This is a genomic window from Pseudomonas sp. NPDC087697, assembly GCF_044743155.1.
GTDB lineage: Bacteria > Pseudomonadota > Gammaproteobacteria > Pseudomonadales > Pseudomonadaceae > Aquipseudomonas.
Window position 1 is genome coordinate 24,184 of sequence record NZ_JBIUVW010000010.1, and the last position, 16,802, is coordinate 40,985.

At 59.1% G+C, this 16,802-nt stretch carries 13 protein-coding genes; 9 read left to right on the plus strand and 4 right to left on the minus strand.

The features are described from left to right. Positions 1-20 precede the first annotated feature (20 nt). The 3 genes from ACIPIN_RS10000 to ACIPIN_RS10010 form a co-directional block, all read right to left on the minus strand. Positions 21-3,233, minus strand: a complete 3,213-nt coding sequence (locus ACIPIN_RS10000; protein WP_401117957.1) for a response regulator — start codon at positions 3,231-3,233, stop codon at positions 21-23. Between the two features lie 98 nt (positions 3,234-3,331). Continuing rightward, a complete protein-coding gene (locus ACIPIN_RS10005; RefSeq protein WP_401117959.1) occupies positions 3,332-4,519 on the minus strand; it encodes an EAL domain-containing protein in 1,188 nt (395 codons plus the stop codon). Continuing rightward, on the minus strand, positions 4,501-7,338 hold the full coding sequence (locus ACIPIN_RS10010) for a response regulator (RefSeq protein WP_401117961.1): 2,838 nt from the start codon (positions 7,336-7,338) through the stop codon (positions 4,501-4,503). Before ACIPIN_RS10010 ends, ACIPIN_RS10005 begins: the two co-directional genes overlap by 19 nt. 1,025 nt (positions 7,339-8,363) lie before the next feature. Between ACIPIN_RS10010 and ACIPIN_RS10015 the strand changes: the two genes are divergently transcribed. The 8 genes from ACIPIN_RS10015 (at position 8,364) to ACIPIN_RS10050 (ending at position 15,228) form a co-directional block, all read left to right on the plus strand. Then, complete coding sequence (locus tag ACIPIN_RS10015; protein WP_401117962.1) at positions 8,364-8,954, plus strand: amino acid synthesis family protein; 591 nt, start codon at positions 8,364-8,366, stop codon at positions 8,952-8,954. Positions 8,955-9,000: 46 nt separating this feature from the next. Beyond that, entirely contained in the window at positions 9,001-9,834 is an 834-nt protein-coding gene (locus ACIPIN_RS10020; RefSeq protein WP_401117964.1) for an alpha/beta fold hydrolase, read from the plus strand. Next, complete coding sequence (locus ACIPIN_RS10025) at positions 9,831-11,312, plus strand: aldehyde dehydrogenase (protein WP_401117966.1); 1,482 nt, start codon at positions 9,831-9,833, stop codon at positions 11,310-11,312. Before ACIPIN_RS10020 ends, ACIPIN_RS10025 begins: the two co-directional genes overlap by 4 nt. A gap of 12 nt (positions 11,313-11,324) precedes the next feature. Continuing rightward, complete coding sequence (locus ACIPIN_RS10030) at positions 11,325-11,810, plus strand: flavin reductase family protein (RefSeq protein ID WP_401117968.1); 486 nt, start codon at positions 11,325-11,327, stop codon at positions 11,808-11,810. Between the two features lie 151 nt (positions 11,811-11,961). Then, on the plus strand, positions 11,962-13,437 hold the full coding sequence (locus ACIPIN_RS10035; RefSeq protein WP_401117969.1) for an NAD-dependent succinate-semialdehyde dehydrogenase: 1,476 nt from the start codon (positions 11,962-11,964) through the stop codon (positions 13,435-13,437). After that, on the plus strand, positions 13,434-13,823 hold the full coding sequence (pcaC, locus tag ACIPIN_RS10040; protein ID WP_401117971.1) for a 4-carboxymuconolactone decarboxylase: 390 nt from the start codon (positions 13,434-13,436) through the stop codon (positions 13,821-13,823). The genes ACIPIN_RS10035 and pcaC overlap by 4 nt, the downstream gene beginning before the upstream one ends. An 86-nt stretch (positions 13,824-13,909) precedes the next feature. Next, positions 13,910-14,662 carry a GntR family transcriptional regulator gene (locus ACIPIN_RS10045; RefSeq protein ID WP_401117973.1) on the plus strand — a complete coding sequence of 251 codons (753 nt, stop codon included), beginning with the start codon at positions 13,910-13,912 and terminating at the stop codon, positions 14,660-14,662. Positions 14,663-14,664: 2 nt separating this feature from the next. After that, positions 14,665-15,228 (plus strand): NUDIX hydrolase, encoded by a 564-nt coding sequence (locus ACIPIN_RS10050; protein WP_401117975.1) that lies wholly within the window; start codon positions 14,665-14,667, stop codon positions 15,226-15,228. Positions 15,229-15,323: 95 nt separating this feature from the next. On the opposite strand, the gene ACIPIN_RS10055 is transcribed toward ACIPIN_RS10050, so the two are convergent. Beyond that, on the minus strand, positions 15,324-15,617 hold the full coding sequence (locus ACIPIN_RS10055) for a DUF1330 domain-containing protein (RefSeq protein ID WP_401117977.1): 294 nt from the start codon (positions 15,615-15,617) through the stop codon (positions 15,324-15,326). A gap of 71 nt (positions 15,618-15,688) precedes the next feature. Here ACIPIN_RS10055 and ribBA point away from each other — a divergent pair, with 71 nt between their 5' ends. After that, on the plus strand, positions 15,689-16,798 hold the full coding sequence (gene ribBA, locus ACIPIN_RS10060) for a bifunctional 3,4-dihydroxy-2-butanone-4-phosphate synthase/GTP cyclohydrolase II (RefSeq protein WP_401117978.1): 1,110 nt from the start codon (positions 15,689-15,691) through the stop codon (positions 16,796-16,798). The last annotated feature ends 4 nt before the right edge of the window (positions 16,799-16,802 follow it).

Here is a 16,802-nt window from a genome sequence, read left to right on the forward strand (position 1 = left end):
GCAGGCGAAAAACGTCACGACTAAACGAGTGCTACAGCCTGGTCGATACGCGTCAGTAACAACTCGGTTTTGTGTACCCAGGCCAAGTCGAGCGCCTGGCCCTCTATACCCTCTTCGATTTCCCCACAGACGTCAGCCAGGCGCGGCGCCTGGACCACCGCCAAGGCGCCACGTACCCGATGCAGGGAACTGATCAGTTGATCGGCATCCTGCTGCGCCAACGCGTGACGCACCCGATGCAAATCGTCCGTCATGCTCTTGATAAAAACCTCGCGCATTTTCGCCGACACCACCATGGTGTCCTCCGTGGTCTGAGGCGAAGAGACGTCGGCCCTGTCCACTGCCACCTGGACGGCAGCCTGATCCAGGTGGCAGAGTCTGGCCAGCTCGGTCCACAGCACCTGCAAAGTCATCGGTTTGACCACCCGAGCGTTCATGCCAACAGTGATGCAGCGCTCACCCTCTTCGCGCATCGCGTTGGCGGTGACACCGATGATCGGTACATCCGGATCCTGTTGGCGAATGGCCCGCGCCAGTTCGTAGCCATTCATGATCGGCATGTTGACGTCAGTCACCACTACATCGAATGCCTCTGGCTGCCACAGGCTCAGCGCCTCCTGGCCGTTAGACGCCATGACCACCACACATCCGAGCTCTTCGAGTTGCTCCTGAAGTACGAACTGGTTGATTGGATTGTCCTCGGCTACCAATACACGCAAATCGAGTCTGGTGCGTCCGTCGGACGCCGGAATGTTGCTGGACTGCCCACTCTGGGCGAACATCACGGCTTGGCCGATGGCCTGCATCATGTGTGCGCCAACGCTCCAGCCGTTATCGAGCGGTTCCGGCTCACGGCTGCCATGGCGGGTACCGACGACACGTGGCCCTTGCCAGTCCAGCCCTGAGCCCTCTTCCGGCAGAAGGTCTACCAGCACGGCGCCCTGCGGAACCTTCAGCAACCCGTGCGGAACCACCAGTGCATTGGCGCCCCAGCGCACAAGCCAGTCTCTGGTGTTTTCAACCAGTTCAGGGATCGGTGCCCGGACAAAAACCGGATCGTGGCGCAGCACCAGCGGCTTGGCGGTAGCCACGGACGGCTCAGGCAACGGTAAATCGAGAATGAAATTAAAACTGCTGCCCAGCCCTGGTTCGCTGACAACTCGAATCTGCCCCTTCATCAACTGGCTCAAGCGCCAGCAAATCGACAGGCCCAGCCCGGTGCCACCGGCGATATGACCGTGCACGGCCTGGTAGAACGGTTCGAACAGACGCACCTGTTGCTCCTGGGAAATACCTACACCCGTGTCAGCAACCTGCCACTGCAGCGTCACGTGCCCTGACGCGTGCTCAAGCACCTTGAGCCGCACCACCACCTGCCCCACTTCAGTGAACTTGATGGCATTACTGATGAAATTACCGAGAATCTGGCGGATTCGCACATGGTCGCCATTGAGTTCGTCTGGAACAGACGGGTCGACCCACGCGTAGATTTTCAAGCCCTTGCCGACTGCGGCCGCGACGTAAGCATCGAGTACTTCTTCGAGCATGCCCAGAGGACTGAAGCCGGTGGTTTCGAGTGCCATCTGCCCGGATTCGATCTTGGAGACATCCAGGACATCACTGATCAGTTGCAGCAGCGTCGCCGACGAACGCTGAATGGTCGTCAGGTAACCCTGTTGACGTGGGTCGAGCCTCGTGCGTTCGAGCAACTCGAGGGTTCCGAGCACGCCGTACAGCGGGGTGCGAATCTCGTGACTCATGGTCGCCAGAAATACCGTCTTGGCTTCGCTGGCCTCCTGTGCCAAACGACTGGTGTGAATCAGTTGCGCCGAAGTCTGCCGTTGCTGGGTCAGATCACTGAAGGCACAAACGATCACATCCTCTTCCTGATAGCGGGTCGAGCTGAAACTGACGTGTAAGGCTCGTCCTTCAACCTCGACACAGGCCTCGCCGATGTTATCTTCGTAATACTGGGCACTGAGGCCGGCAATAAAACGGCTGGTTCCCTGCCATTCATGGGCACGGCGGTTTTCCACCAAGACCTGATGGTCAGAGCGACGCACCACGCACAACCCGGTCGGCGCCGTGTCGATCACCGCACGGCTGAACGCTTCGCTTTCGATTACCCGACGGTGCGCCCGCTGGGCCGGCCGGACCACTCGAAGACGGTACCAGCGATTGGCGGCCCAGCCCGCCAGGATCCCCACTACCAGCAGCACAATCAGACTCAGCAGCGGCCACTGAGCGTAGCTCAAGAAGCTTTGGTAACTGACCAGATACAACGCCGACCAGGGCTCTGAATTGTTTGTCGATATCTTGATCCGAATTCCTTGAGCGACGAAGCTCAAACCGTCGGGTATCGCACGCGCATCGCCCTGCTCTCCAAACAGTACTTGACCGATGGGTGACACGACAGTCACATCCTTGAACACCGGCATATCCACCGACGTCGGCAGGCCGTTTTTTTCAATATTGATCACGGCTATAAACATAACCTTGCGCACGGCATCGTCAGCATCGAGCAAGGCTCTTGGCAGGTCGATGCTCATCGAGGCCAGTATCTGTGGCGCGCTGTCGGCCAGTGACCGCACGCCGCTCCAATACACCTGTTCGTTGCGCATCCGCGGTATCTGCTCAAGCTTCAGATCACGCAACGGTTCCTGGGTTCGCAAGTAAGTGTCCAGGTTGAGGGGCGTCGTGTGCCCGCGCCGCGAGCCGATAGCCGGCACTGCCAGTGTCGTGCCCTGCTGCGGGGAAATCATGAAAAGTTGCGGTGACGGGAAAACCGACGTCGACCAGAACAGGCTGTAGAAATTGGCCAGTTGCCGCCCCAGGGAAAACATCGACTGATCAGTGGCACTGGTGACTTCAGCGCGGTACATCACATTGAACGGTGTAGCAAAGGACCATCCCTGCCCTTGGTGAATGCTCAGGTTCTGGTCTTGTAACACCAATTTTTTTTGCAGCCCGGTATTTTCTGGCTGGATGATTTCGCCGGGGATCGTGACTTGCTCGGCAATGCTGCGCAGAAACAAGCCGCTTTCCTCCAGTTCCTGCGTCAATTCGAAGAAGTAGTACTCCACATCTCTTTTTTGTTTGTCGAGCAGCAGTTGGCCCGCCCAGAAAACACCTCCGACCAGCAATAACGCCACGCCCACCAGCACCCAGACCCAGCGATTGAGCAACATCGAACTGAAGGCCAGGTTTCGCAACGGGGAGATTTCGGGAGTCATTAGGGGATTCACAGGTTATCGAGAGGGGCCGCTTTAGGGCATGCAGTCTAGACGAACGTGATTGCAGCTGACGCCTCCATAATCCTGCACCCGATTTTTCAGTGCATGCCGGGTTCGTCGGCGTTGAGCAAATCGTAAAAATGACTGACGGAAACGGCAGGTGAAATCAAAAAACCCTGTACCCGCTCGCACTGCAAATCGCGCAGCAATGCAAGTTCCTCCTGGGTTTCGACACCCTCAGCGACCACATCCAGGCCCAACTTGCGTCCCAGTGCGATAATACTGCCCAGCGCCGCCGCCAGACTTTCGTTTTCCACGCAACCATGCACCAGCGCACGGTCGATCTTCAGTTCGGTGAAGGGTGTGGAGACCAGGTTGAAGTAAGAACTGTAGCCTTGGCCGAAATCATCCTGGGCCAGGCCGAAGCCTTTCATACGAATCCGGCAGGCTCCGGCATAGTAGCGAGAAATGTCGCGGGTCGTGGAGCTCTCCATCAACTCGAAGCTCAGCCGGGCGGGGTTCCCACCCCGGGCCAGCACAAAAGCGTGCAGCCGGTCGGCCAGGTCATCGCTATCGAGCATGCAGGTGGGCAAATTGATCGATACCGGTATGTCAAACCTCTGCTTTTTCCAGTTCTCCTGAGCCGTGATGGTTTGCTCGATGAACAGCCACAGCAGCTCCTCCAGTAAGCCGAACTTGATCATGGCCGGCAAAAAAGTTGCCGGCATCAACACCCCATGCTCAGGGTGGACCCAGCGGGCCAAGGCCTCCGCGGCGACGATTCGACCATCGACCAAGGATTTTTTCGGCTGAAACCAGGCCACCAACTCGCCCTGTGACAAGGCACGCTCAAGCATTTTTCGGTCGGGCACAACGTTGTAGCGGGCAGTCGGCTTCGCGCCCGCGTGCAAGGTATCCAGACGCTCGATCAGTTTGCTGACGCCGAGTGCAACCACCGGTTTGGAGAGTTGACCAATGACCGACAGGCCCATGCTTTTCGCTGCCAGACTGGCACTGCCGATGATCCGTCGCGAGGCCGTGCTCATGATCGCCAGGGCCGGCTTGTGCGGTAGTTTGGCAAGCTTCTGGATGAACTGCACGCCATCCATGCCGGGCATCATCAAATCGGTCAGCACCAAATCAAAGCGCTGCTTTTTCACGCATTCCAGCGCTTCACTGCCGTCCTTGGCCGACTCGACGCAGACATCGGCCTGCTCGTTGAAAAGATTGAGCAGGTACTCATGTTGAAACGGATGATCTTCGACAATCAGGACACGGTAGGACATGTGTTTTTCCTCACCCGGTGAGACAGGCAGTTGTGTAAGGCAGTGAGGCCGAAGGGTTTGACCAGACAGTCGTCCATACCCGCCTGAAGGCAGCGTTCGCGTTCGTCCCGCCGCGCATTGGCAGTGATCCCTATCACCGGAATCTCGCAGCCTTGCTGGCGCAACTTCCTTGCCAGTTCGTACCCGCTCATGCGCGGCATGTTGATATCGCTGAGCACCATGTCGAATACCCCTGCCTGCCACAGCGCCAAAGCTTCGTAGCCATCAGCGGTGATCTCAGCGGTGCAGGCGAGCTGCTCGAGTTGATCCTTAAGGATCAGTTGGTTGATGACATTGTCTTCCACGATCAACAGGTGCAGACCCAAGGGTTTCAGGACATGAGCCATGCTTTCCTGCGCCGATGATTTGCGCGACAGCCCCTGGGCTTCACTGACCGCCTGATGCAAATCCTGCAAGTGGCTAAAATTGACCTGCCACTGCAAGCCCTCGATTTCATCGACATCAACGCACGCATCGTCACAGACCATTACCACTGGGCCGGGCCAGTCCAGCGCGAAGGTTTTCTTGCAATCGCCCGAATGCAACTCCACCAGCGGTGCAGTACGCTCGCGCGGGTCCATACCGGCCCAGGCCACTTGAGCCTGCGCGCCCCATCGCCTGAGCCAGCCACAGATGTTGCTGGCCAGTTCAGAGTTGCTCGACGCGACATAGACCAGCTCCGGCAACAGCGTTGCGCACACCTCGGGCATCCCCCTGCGTGAGGCCTCCAGCGGCAAGCGCAAGGTGAAACTGCTGCCCAACCCAGGCTCGCTGACCAGTGTCAGACTCCCACTCATCAAACTGGTCAAGCGCTGACAGATCGACAACCCCAGGCCGGTGCCGGTGACGACGTTAGCCATGCCACTGGCCTGGTAAAAGGGATCGAATAGAAAGGTCTGATCCGCCAAGGCAATCCCCGCTCCAGTATCAGCCACCTGGCAGAACAGTATGATGCGCTCGTCATCACGGCTCTCGACTTTGACGCGCAAGACAATATGCCCGCTGTCGGTGAACTTCACCGCGTTGCTCAGCAGATTATTGAGAACCTGACGAATCCGCGGCGCGTCACCCTTAAGCCGGTCCGGGAGCTGCGGGTCGATCAAGACATACAGGTGCAAACCTTTGCTCTGCGCGGCAGCTGAATAAGCCTTTACCGCGTCCTGGATCAACGCCTGAGGGGCGAACTCGCCGACCTCCAGCATCAATTGCCCGGCCTCGATCTTCGAGACGTCCAGCACATCGCAGATCAATTGCAACAAAGTAGCGGAAGAGCTCTGAATATTCTGTACGTAGTCTTTTTGGCGGCTATTGAGTTCAGTGCGTGCCAATAACTCCAGGGTGCCTAGCACGCCGTACAAGGGCGTGCGGATCTCATGACTCATGGTGGCGAGGAACAGCGTTTTTGCCTCGCTGGCGTTATCGGCCTCGATTTTGGCTTGCTCCAGTGCCGCCTCGACCTGTTTGTGCGCGCTGATGTCGCTGAAGGCACAGAGCAAAACGTCTTCGCCTTTATAGCGAGTGGGCGAAAAACTCAAATGCAAGTGCCTGCCTCCGAGCAAAATCTCGTCTATGCCGTCTATCTGCGAGACCCCGTAAGCTTGCTTGATCCAGCCACGGGACAAGGACTTGCGTTCGTCGCTCTGCCCCAGCCATTGTGCGCAGAGGGTGTTTTCCAGGACCACCAACCCGTCGGCACGACGCAATATGCACAGGGCCACGGGCGCCGTCTGAATCACCGCGCGGCTGAAGGACTCGCCTTCGATCAGCGCCTGCTTGCGAAAAATGGCCGGGATAATGAGGCGGCGTTCGATGCGCAACATCAGTACATACAATCCGACCATGCAGGCCAGCGTCAGCAATACCGAGATCAGGGCGCGCTTGCCGAGCATCGATACCAGCGACTCGATGGAGGTTGCATACACCACCTGCAAACCGGCGTACCCGACTGGACTGCGCATGACAATGTAGTCTGGCAGCATGCCTGCGCCGACGAATCCGAAGTTCGTGTAATTGGCCATGCCCGGCAACACCTGCCTCAGACCAGGTTCGGAGGAGCTGCTCAAAAGTTCTTCGTTTTGCTCGTTGAGTAACAGGAAATCACCCGCCTGAGCATGCTCGATCGCCTGTACAACATCGCTGACGTCGATTTCCAGACCCAGCCAACCGGCACCGAGTTGATCTTGGTCGAGCAGGTTGAACAGATACAGCGAAGAACGTGCGGCAAGGTCTGGCGTCGTGGATATGTCCAGCCAGTAACGCTCTTTGCCCGGAGCGCGTTGCTGGGCGTTAGTCAGCAGATCATGCAGTGCCTCAGGGTCCAGCAAGCGCTGGGCAGATCTGGGCGGGGTCAGCGGCAGAACATGGGAGCCTGTCGCCGCGACGTACAACAGATTGATGCGGTTGCCGCTCAGGTACGCGAGATTGCGCTCAGTCAAGACAACGTTACAAGCAGGGTTGGCCCCTTCAAGTCGGATTACCCCGTAGGCGGATCGATTGAGCCGCGCAGGCCACGCCAGATCCGTCTCACAGATCGCCGACAGGGTCACATTTTTCAACAGCACTTCGTACGCCGTGAAAAAGCGCTGGGCCTGAGAAGTAGCATCGCTCATGAAGGTGCGACGCAATGAGACCTCCTCCTCCAGGCAGGCGTGCAGGTAAGCGTAGAGTCCCCCCGCGAGGGTCACCATCAGCGCAGCCGTGAACAATCTCAACAGCTTGCGCGCAGCAATCGAGGTGGAGAACGAGGTATCCAGCGGATGGAAAAACTGTTTTAGCTTCATACAGTCAGCGTATGAAGCGAGTGATTATTACCCCATCAGACAACTCTTAAAAAGACGGGGTCATGGTATTGGGTTGGGTTGAGTTGCACCCGCCCAACGACTGATCACAGGAATGCCCCTAAGGGTTGACTGGCCACGAAGTGAAGAGCGAATGTCAGGGAGGGTGTAGTTCTTGACACAGGGTTTGATGTATCGGACTGCAGTATCAGTGAGCGCTATCGCTCAATCTCCGTCTCGTATGGATAGAGAGATTTGTACGATTTTCAGTGAGGCTGGTACCACGATAAAAAGTGGTCTACCGAGGCCCGGACTGTATTGAACAATGTACCTATTGGGGGCTGAATCTGAGCGTTTTCAGAGAATGTCGCGGGGGAAATGTTGAAAAAAGACATTTTCCGGGCACAAAAAAATGGACATCATAGAGGTCCATTTTTTAATGTTTGGAGCGGGAAACGAGACTCGCATCTAGCGTACAACCCATTGAAATCTATAGGGTTTATTTTATTCCTTAAACAGGAATGGACTTGATTCTGGACTTGTTTTTAAAGTGTATCAATAGCAAAAAAGGGGATGATTCCAAACCACGCTACCGAGTTCTATCTGAAGCAAATCGGAAAGTAGTCATCAGGTTGACGGTACCAATTGAGCAGGGTCAGCCGGGGATGAGTCCTCACCGAGAATTCGCCATCTGGTACCACGCTCTCCTTCCCCTCCTAACGGGTCAATTCGCCACTGGCTACTATCGGCCAATATCCAAACGAGCCCTTCCGTCCAGCGCAAGCCCGTGGCCGGCTTTTCCGAACTCGCATCGAATATGCGCAAAGCGCCTGCTCGGCGTCCTGCCCTGCCCTGCCTGCAAGCGATGCCCACCGTGCCCGCCACACATTGAATGACCTGTCCGCGAGATTGCCCTTCCCTTTTTTATCACCTTCCGACCAGAAACTCATTTCAGACTCTTGCACTGCCGGTATTATGGTATACCATCATACACACAGACATCTCTCACCCCGCATACGGAGCAGCTCATGAGTTTCGAAATCCGCAAGATCGTCAGCTATGTCGAAGAAACCTTTATCGAAGGAGGTAAGGCAAGCGATACACCAGTGACTATGGTCGGTCTGGCCGTGGTGATGAAGAACCCTTGGCTGGGCCGCGGCTTTGTCGAAGACCTGAAACCGGAAATTCGCGCCAACTGCTCCGACCTCGGTGCATTGATGGTGGAGCGCCTGGTGTCGATCATCGGCGGCGCCGAGAAGATCGAGGCTTACGGCAAGGCGGCCGTCGTTGGCGCCGACGGAGAAATCGAGCACGCCTCCGCCGTCATCCACACCCTGCGCTTCGGCAACCATTACCGCGAAGCGGTTAAAGCCAAGAGCTACCTGAGTTTCACCAACAAACGTGGCGGCCCCGGCACCTCGATTCAGATCCCGATGATGCACAAGGACGACGAAGGCCTGCGCTCCCACTACATCACCCTGGAAATGAAAATCGAAGATGCACCGCGCGCCGACGAAATCGTCGTGGTCCTGGGTTGCGCCGATGGCGGCCGCCTGCACCCACGCATCGGCAACCGTTATATCGATCTGGAAGAATTGGCGGCTGAGAACGCCCAGTAAATTCCGGAGAGAACAACTACAACAAAAAGGCATGCAGGAGCGCTCCATGATTCGGCTCACCGCTGAACGCACCCCGGCTGGCACCAGTTACCTGGCGACCGGCCAAGGCCAGCCCGTGGTCTTGATCCACGGCGTGGGCCTGAACAAAGAAATGTGGGGCGGCCAGATTGTTGGCCTGGCCACGAAGTACCGCGTGATTGCCTACGACATGCTCGGCCATGGCGCCAGCCCGCGCCCGGAAAGCGGCACTCCCCTGCTCGGCTATGCCGATCAGTTGCTGGACCTGCTCGACCACCTGCAGTTGCCTCAGGCGACGGTGATCGGCTTTTCCATGGGCGGGCTGGTGGCCCGGGCTTTTGCCTTGCATTACCCGCAACGCTTGCAAGGCCTGGTGGTGCTCAACAGTGTGTTCAATCGCAGCGCCGAACAGCGCGCCGGGGTCATCGCACGCACTGCTCAGGCTGCCGAACACGGACCGGATGCCAATGCCGAGGCCGCCCTGTCACGCTGGTTCAGCCGCGAATACCAGGCGGCCAATCCGGCGCAGATCGCGGCCCTTCGCCAGACCTTGGCCAGTAATGATCCGCAAGGTTACCTGACCACCTATGAGCTGTTCGCAACCCAGGATATGTACCGCGCTGATGACTTGGGCAGCATTCAGGTACCGACGCTGGTCGCCACCGGTGAGCTGGATCCGGGCTCGACACCGGAAATGGCCCAGCAACTGGCCGATCGAATTCCAGGTGCCACCGTTGCCGTGCTCGCCGAGCAGCGGCATATGATGCCCGTAGAATCGCCACGCCTGGTCAACCAGCTGTTGCTGGAGTTTCTCGACACGGCGCACTCCCGACAAAAACCTATAAAGGGGATCGTTGCATGACACTCGCACGCTTCCAGATGTGCATCGGCGGTGAATGGGTCGATGCCCTGTCCGGCAAGACCTTTGAAAGCCTGAACCCGGCCCTGGCCCAAGCCTGGGCTGAACTGCCCGATGCCGACGAGGCTGATGTCGAGCGCGCCGTACAGGCTGCGCAGACGGCCTTCGACAGCCCTGCCTGGCGCGGCCTCACCGCCACCGCTCGCGGTAAGTTGCTGCGTCGCCTCGGCGACCTGATCGCCGAAAACAAGGAGCAACTGGCGCAGCTGGAGAGCCGCGACAACGGCAAGCTGATTCGCGAAACCCGTGGCCAGGTTGGCTACTTGCCGGAGTTCTTCCACTACACCGCCGGCCTGGCCGACAAGCTCGAAGGCGGAACACTGCCCCTCGACAAGCCCGATCTGTTTGCTTACACGGTGCACGAAGCCATGGGCGTGGTCGCGGCGATCATTCCCTGGAACAGCCCGCTTTACCTGACCGCCATCAAACTCGCCCCGGCTCTGGCGGCGGGCAATACCATCGTAATCAAACCGTCGGAACACGCCTCGGCGACTATTCTTGAGCTGGCCCGTCTGGCACTGGAGGCGGGCATCCCGCCGGGTGTGGTTAACGTCGTCACCGGTTACGGCCCAAGCACCGGCGCGGCCCTCACCCGTCATCCGCTGGTACGCAAGATCGCCTTCACCGGCGGTGCCGCGACGGCGCGGCACGTGGTGCGCAGCAGCGCCGAGAACTTCGCCAAGCTGTCGCTGGAACTGGGCGGCAAATCACCAAATATCATTTTTGCCGACGCCGACCTCGACAGCGCGATCAACGGCGCCATCGCCGGGATCTATGCGGCGTCCGGGCAGAGTTGCGTCTCCGGCTCTCGACTGCTGGTGCAGGACGAAATCTACGATGAGTTCGTCGACCGCCTGGTCGAACGCGCCAAGCGCATCCGCATCGGTAACCCGCAGGACGACGCCAGCGAAATGGGCCCGATGGCCACCGCGCAGCAACTGGCGGTGGTCGAAGGCCTGGTGGCTGATGCGATTGCCGAAGGCGCGCATCTGAGGCTGGGCGGCAAACGTCCGCAGAACCTGGGCGACGGCTGGTTCTACGAGCCGACGCTGTTCGAATGCGACAGCAACACGATGAAGATCATGCAGGAAGAAGTCTTCGGTCCGGTGGCCTCGGTCATTCGTTTCAAGGATGAAGCCGAAGCCCTGGCGATTGCCAACGACTCGCAGTTCGGCCTCGCCGCCGGTATCTGGACCCGTGACCTGGGTCGCGCCCACCGCCTGGCCCGAGACGTACGCTCCGGGATCATCTGGGTCAACACCTACCGTGCCGTATCGGCCATGGCACCGATCGGCGGCTTCAAGAACAGCGGCTATGGACGCGAGAGCGGCATCGATTCGGTGCTGGCCTACACCGAGCTGAAAACGGTGTGGATCAACCTCTCCCAGGCACCGATGCCTGACCCCTTCGTGATGCGCTAAGAGGCCACCGACATGATCGAACCCGGCATTTATAAAGACGTCATGAGCTCGTTCCCTTCCGGGGTCACGGTGGTCACCACCCTGGACCTGGATGGCGGCATCGTCGGCATTACCGCGAGTGCTTTCAGTGCACTGTCGATCGATCCGGCACTGGTGCTGTTCTGCCCCAACTATGCCTCCGACACTTACCCGATCCTGCGCGACAGCAAGCAGTTCGCGATTCATCTGCTGTCTGCCGACCAGACCGCCGAGGCCTACGCGTTTGCCGGTAAAGGCAAGGACAAGACCAAGGGCATCGACTGGCACCTGAGCGCTCTGGGCAACCCGCTGCTGGGTAATGCCACGGCGATCATCGAGTGCGAACTGTGGCGTGAATACGACGGCGGTGACCACGCCATCATCGTCGGCGCGGTGAAGAACCTGATTCTGCCCGAGCAACCGGTGACACCGATGATCTACCACAAAGGCAAGCTCGGCCCCCTGCCCGCCCTGGCCTGACGCAGTCTATGTGGGAGCGGGCTTGCTCGCGAAGAGTCCGGCACATCCAACATCGATGACGCCTGATGCACCGCCTTCGCGAGCAAGCCCGCTCCCACAGGTACTGACTGCATTTAATCACGCAGAATTTTTCATTTTGTCAGGAGCCGGCATGAGCCCAGCAGCCTCGCAACTGTTCCGCCAGCAGGCCTTTATCGATGGCCAATGGCTGGAGGCACCGAATGGCGCCAGTCAGGACATCTTCAACCCGGCCACCGGTGAACTGATCGGTCGGGTGCCAAACCTTGGCGCCACCGAAGCTCGCCAAGCCATTGCCGCCGCCAACAAGGCCTGGCCAGCCTGGCGCGCGCTGATCGCCAAGGAACGCAGCACCCTGCTCAAGCGCTGGCACGCGCTGATGCTGGAGAATGTCGATGCGTTGGCAGAAATCCTGACCCTCGAACAAGGCAAGCCACTGGCAGAAGCCAAGGGTGAAATCCTCTATGCCGCGAGCTTCATCGAGTGGTTTGCCGAAGAAGCCAAACGCATCTACGGCGATACCATTGCGAGCCATAAAAGCGATGCGCGCATCGTTGTCAGCAAAGAACCGATCGGCGTCGTCGCGGCCATCACCCCGTGGAATTTCCCGGCGGCGATGATCACCCGCAAGGCCGGCCCGGCCTTGGCTGCCGGGTGCCCGTGCATCGTCAAACCGGCACCGGAAACCCCGTTCTCGGCCCTGGCCATGGCGGTGCTGGCGGAACAGGCGGGGATTCCACCGGGCATTTTCAATGTGATCACTGGCGACGCCGTGGCCATCGGTGCTGAGCTCACCGCCAGTCCGCTGGTGCGCAAACTGTCGTTCACCGGTTCCACCGCCATCGGCAAACTGCTGATGGCTCAATGCGCGCCAACCCTGAAAAAGGTCTCGCTGGAATTGGGTGGCAACGCGCCTTTCATTGTCTTCGACGACGCCGATCTTGAGCGAGCAGTAGAAGGTGCGCTGATTGCCAAATTCCGCAACGCCGGACAAACCTGCGTCTGCGTCAATCGCTTCCTGGTGCAGGGTGGCATTCACGATGCGTTCGTTGCCCGGCTGGCCGAGCGTGTAGCGCAACTGAAAGTGGGCAGTGGTTTCGACAGCGGCATCACTCAGGGCCCGCTGATCAACGAGCGCGCCGTGGCCAAGGTCGAAGACCATGTACAAGACGCCCTCGCCCACGGTGCGCAATTGCTCTGCGGCGGTGAACGCCATGCCCTCGGCCACGGCTTTTTCCAACCAACGGTGCTGGCCGGCGTGACGTCTTCGATGAAAGTCGCCCAGGAAGAAACCTTTGGCCCGCTGGCCGCCGTGTTCCGCTTCGACACTGAGGCCGAGGTGATTCACATGGCCAACGACACCGAATTCGGTCTTGCCGCCTATTGCTACACCCGCGATCTGGGCCGTGCCTGGCGCATGAGCGAAGCCTTGGAGTACGGCATGGTCGGGATCAACGAAGGGCTGATTTCTACCGAAGTCGCGCCGTTTGGCGGCATCAAGTCCTCGGGCCTGGGCCGCGAAGGTTCCAAGTACGGCATCGAGGATTATCTGGAACTCAAATACACCCTGATGGGCGGACTTGAAGATCTCGGGAGCACACGGCGATGAGCAACGAGAAATATGAACAAGGGCTGAAAATCCGCACCCAGGTATTGGGCGAAGCCTATGTGAACCGCGCCATAGAAAACGCCGACGACTTCACCCGGCCTCTTCAGGAGATGGTCACCGAGTACTGTTGGGGCCACGTCTGGGGCCGTGAGGGTTTGTCGCTTAAAGAACGCAGCATGATAAACTTGGCGATGATTTCGGCGCTCAATCGGCCTCACGAACTCAAGCTGCATATTCGCGGCGCCTTGCGTAACGGGCTGAGTCGTGAACAAATACGTGAAATTCTGCTTCAGGTCGGTATTTATTGCGGTGTTCCCGCTGCCGTAGACAGTTTCCGGCTTGCCCGTGAAGCCTTCGCCGAAACCGATGCCGAGGCCTCCAGTTAACCCTTGGCTGTTTTGATGACCTGAGCACAATGATCCTGGATCAAAGTGCTCTTTTTGCATGGACAGCCACACTCAGAGCGGACCCCATGAAACGCCTGCCACTCGACGACAGCTTCAAGGTCAATCGCAACCCCATTACCCTGCGCGAAATCGTGCTGGATAAACTGCGAAGCGCCATCATGAACTTCCAGCTCCTGCCGGGAGACCGTCTGGTCGAGCGCGATCTGTGCGATCGCCTGGGCGTCAGCCGTACTTCCGTACGCGAAGCCTTGCGCCACCTGGAGTCCGAAGGTCTGGTGGAGTTCGCCGACGCCAAGGGGCCTCGGGTCGCGATCATTACCCTCTCCGATGCCGGCGACATCTATGAGCTGCGTTGCGTGCTTGAAGGCCTGATCGTCCAGCTGTTCACCCTGCGCGCCAAGGCCAAGGACATCAAGGCCCTGGAAAAAGCACTTGAGGAAAACCGCAAGGCCCTCAAGGACGGCGAACTGCAACAGGTCATCGATTCGGTCCAGGGTTTCTACGACGTACTCCTCGAAGGCTCCGGCAACCATGTCGCGGCGACCCAACTGCGCCAGTTGCAGGCCCGCATCAGCTACCTGCGGGCGACCTCGGTGTCCCAGGAAAACCGTCGAGGTGTCAGCAACCAGGAAATGGAACGCATGGTCGAGGCGATCAAGAGCGGCGATCCGTTGGCCGCCCACCAGGCGTGCGTCGACCACGTGCGCTCTGCCGCCAAGGTTGCCCTGGACTACCTCAAGCGCAAGCAGGAAGAGACCGGTGAAATCCCCGAGATCACTGCACCCATCGCGCTCAAAGAACCGCGCATAGGTCGCTGAAGATGTTCAGCCCGAGCTTTTGCCCAAAATGCGGCAGCAGTGACCTCGGTCACCAGCTGCCGCCGGGCGATACGCACGAGCGCCTGATGTGCCGCGGCTGCGGCTACATCCATTACGTCAATCCGAAAATCATTGCCGGCTGCATCATCGAGCAGGATGGCAAGTATTTGCTGTGTCAGCGCGCCATCCCGCCGCGCCCTGGCACCTGGACGCTGCCGGCGGGGTTTATGGAAGGTGGCGAGACCACCGAGCAGGCGGCGCTGCGCGAGGTCTGGGAAGAGAGCGGCGTGCGCGCGGAAATACTCTCGCCGTACTCAATCTTCAGCGTGCCGAAGATCAGCGAGGTGTACATCATCTTTCGCGCCACCGCATTGGAGATCACCGGCCAATACGGCCCGGAAACCCTCGACTACAAATTCTTCGCGCCTGAGGACATTCCCTGGGACAGCATCTACTACCCGGCTATCCGGCAGATCCTCGAACGCTATATCGAGGAGCGCCAGGCCGGCGTTTACGGCATCTACATCGGCAACGACGACAGCGGCAAAATTCACTTCATCCGCTGAGCCGCTGATCCGTGGGAGCAAAGCTTGCTCGCGATAGCGATCTCAAGGACGCCATCGCGAGCAAGCTTTGCTCCTACAGCGGTTAACGCGCAGGCTCAGGGTGCTATGCCCTCGACAATGATCACCTCGGCCCGAGCCACGCCCTCGCGGTGCCGTTTCGCCTCCTGGTATTGCTCGGACTGGTAGCAAGCCAGCGCTTGTTCGTAGGAGTCGAACTCAATCACCACGCTACGTTGCGGCGTCGACCGCCCTTCCATTGCCTCGCTGCGCCCGCCGCGAGCCAGCATCCGCCCGCCGTAGAGTGCGAAGGCCGCCGGCGCTCGCTGAGTGTAATGGAGGTATTGATCAGGGTCGGTGACATCCACATGAGCAATCCAGTACGCCTTCATAGTGACCTCTTGGTTTATTTTGTATTATGGTATACCACAAAATATTTCCATCAAACACTGAGAGTCTCAGCATGGCCTTCAACAGCATCGAAGAAATAATCGAAGACTATCGGCAAGGCAAGATGGTGCTGCTGGTCGACGATGAGGACCGGGAAAACGAAGGTGACCTGTTGCTGGCCGCCGACTGTTGCACACCCGAGGCCATCAGCTTCATGGCCCGTGAAGCCCGCGGCCTGATCTGCCTGACCTTGACCGACGAGCACTGCAAACGCCTCGGGCTGGAACAGATGGTGCCGAGCAACGGCAGCGTATTCAGCACCGCGTTCACCGTGTCTATCGAAGCCGCCGTCGGCGTGACCACCGGCATCTCTGCCGCCGACCGGGCGCGTACCGTCGCGGCCGCTGTCGCCGCCGACGCGGGGCCCACCGACCTTGTGCAACCCGGCCACATCTTTCCCTTGCGCGCCAAGGAAGGCGGCGTGCTGACTCGCGCCGGCCATACCGAGGCCGGTTGCGACCTGGCACGACTGGCCGGTTTCACACCGGCCTCGGTGATTGTCGAAGTGATGAATGATGACGGCACCATGGCGCGCCGTCCGGATCTGGAAGTGTTCGCGCGCCAGCACGGGATCAAGATCGGTACCATCGCCGACCTGATTCACTATCGCCTCAGCACCGAACACACCGTGGTGCGCATCGGCGAACGCGAGCTGCCGACAGTACATGGCACCTTCCGCCTGATCACCTTTGAAGATCGCATCGAAGGCGGCGTGCACATGGCGATGGTCATGGGTGAGTTGCGCCATGACGAACCAACGCTGGTGCGTGTGCATGTGATCGACCCGCTGCGCGACCTGGTGGGTGCCGAATACAACGGCCCCTCCAACTGGACATTGTGGGCCGCGCTGCAGCGGGTGGCCGAAGAAGGTCGCGGCGTGGTGGTCGTTCTGGCCAATCATGAATCGTCCCAGGCTCTGCTCGAGCGCGTGCCCCAACTGACCCAGCCGCCACGGCAGTTCAGTCGCTCGCAATCGCGGATCTATTCTGAAGTGGGTACCGGGGCACAGATTCTGCAAGATCTCGGCATAGGCAAGCTGCGTCATCTGGGTCCACCGTTGAAATACGCTGGCTTGACCGGTTACGACCTGGAAGTGGTGGAGAGCATCCCCTTCACCGAATGATCCC

Coding starts and splice junctions, on each gene's coding strand:
- ACIPIN_RS10000 (WP_401117957.1), bottom strand. CDS start 3,233: ATGACTCCCGAAATCTCCCCGTTGCGAAACCTGGCCTTCAGTTCGATG.
- ACIPIN_RS10005 (WP_401117959.1), bottom strand. CDS start 4,519: ATGTCCTACCGTGTCCTGATTGTCGAAGATCATCCGTTTCAACATGAG.
- ACIPIN_RS10010 (WP_401117961.1), bottom strand. CDS start 7,338: ATGAAGCTAAAACAGTTTTTCCATCCGCTGGATACCTCGTTCTCCACC.
- ACIPIN_RS10015 (WP_401117962.1), top strand. CDS start 8,364: ATGAGTTTCGAAATCCGCAAGATCGTCAGCTATGTCGAAGAAACCTTT.
- ACIPIN_RS10020 (WP_401117964.1), top strand. CDS start 9,001: ATGATTCGGCTCACCGCTGAACGCACCCCGGCTGGCACCAGTTACCTG.
- ACIPIN_RS10025 (WP_401117966.1), top strand. CDS start 9,831: ATGACACTCGCACGCTTCCAGATGTGCATCGGCGGTGAATGGGTCGAT.
- ACIPIN_RS10030 (WP_401117968.1), top strand. CDS start 11,325: ATGATCGAACCCGGCATTTATAAAGACGTCATGAGCTCGTTCCCTTCC.
- ACIPIN_RS10035 (WP_401117969.1), top strand. CDS start 11,962: ATGAGCCCAGCAGCCTCGCAACTGTTCCGCCAGCAGGCCTTTATCGAT.
- pcaC (WP_401117971.1), top strand. CDS start 13,434: ATGAGCAACGAGAAATATGAACAAGGGCTGAAAATCCGCACCCAGGTA.
- ACIPIN_RS10045 (WP_401117973.1), top strand. CDS start 13,910: ATGAAACGCCTGCCACTCGACGACAGCTTCAAGGTCAATCGCAACCCC.
- ACIPIN_RS10050 (WP_401117975.1), top strand. CDS start 14,665: ATGTTCAGCCCGAGCTTTTGCCCAAAATGCGGCAGCAGTGACCTCGGT.
- ACIPIN_RS10055 (WP_401117977.1), bottom strand. CDS start 15,617: ATGAAGGCGTACTGGATTGCTCATGTGGATGTCACCGACCCTGATCAA.
- ribBA (WP_401117978.1), top strand. CDS start 15,689: ATGGCCTTCAACAGCATCGAAGAAATAATCGAAGACTATCGGCAAGGC.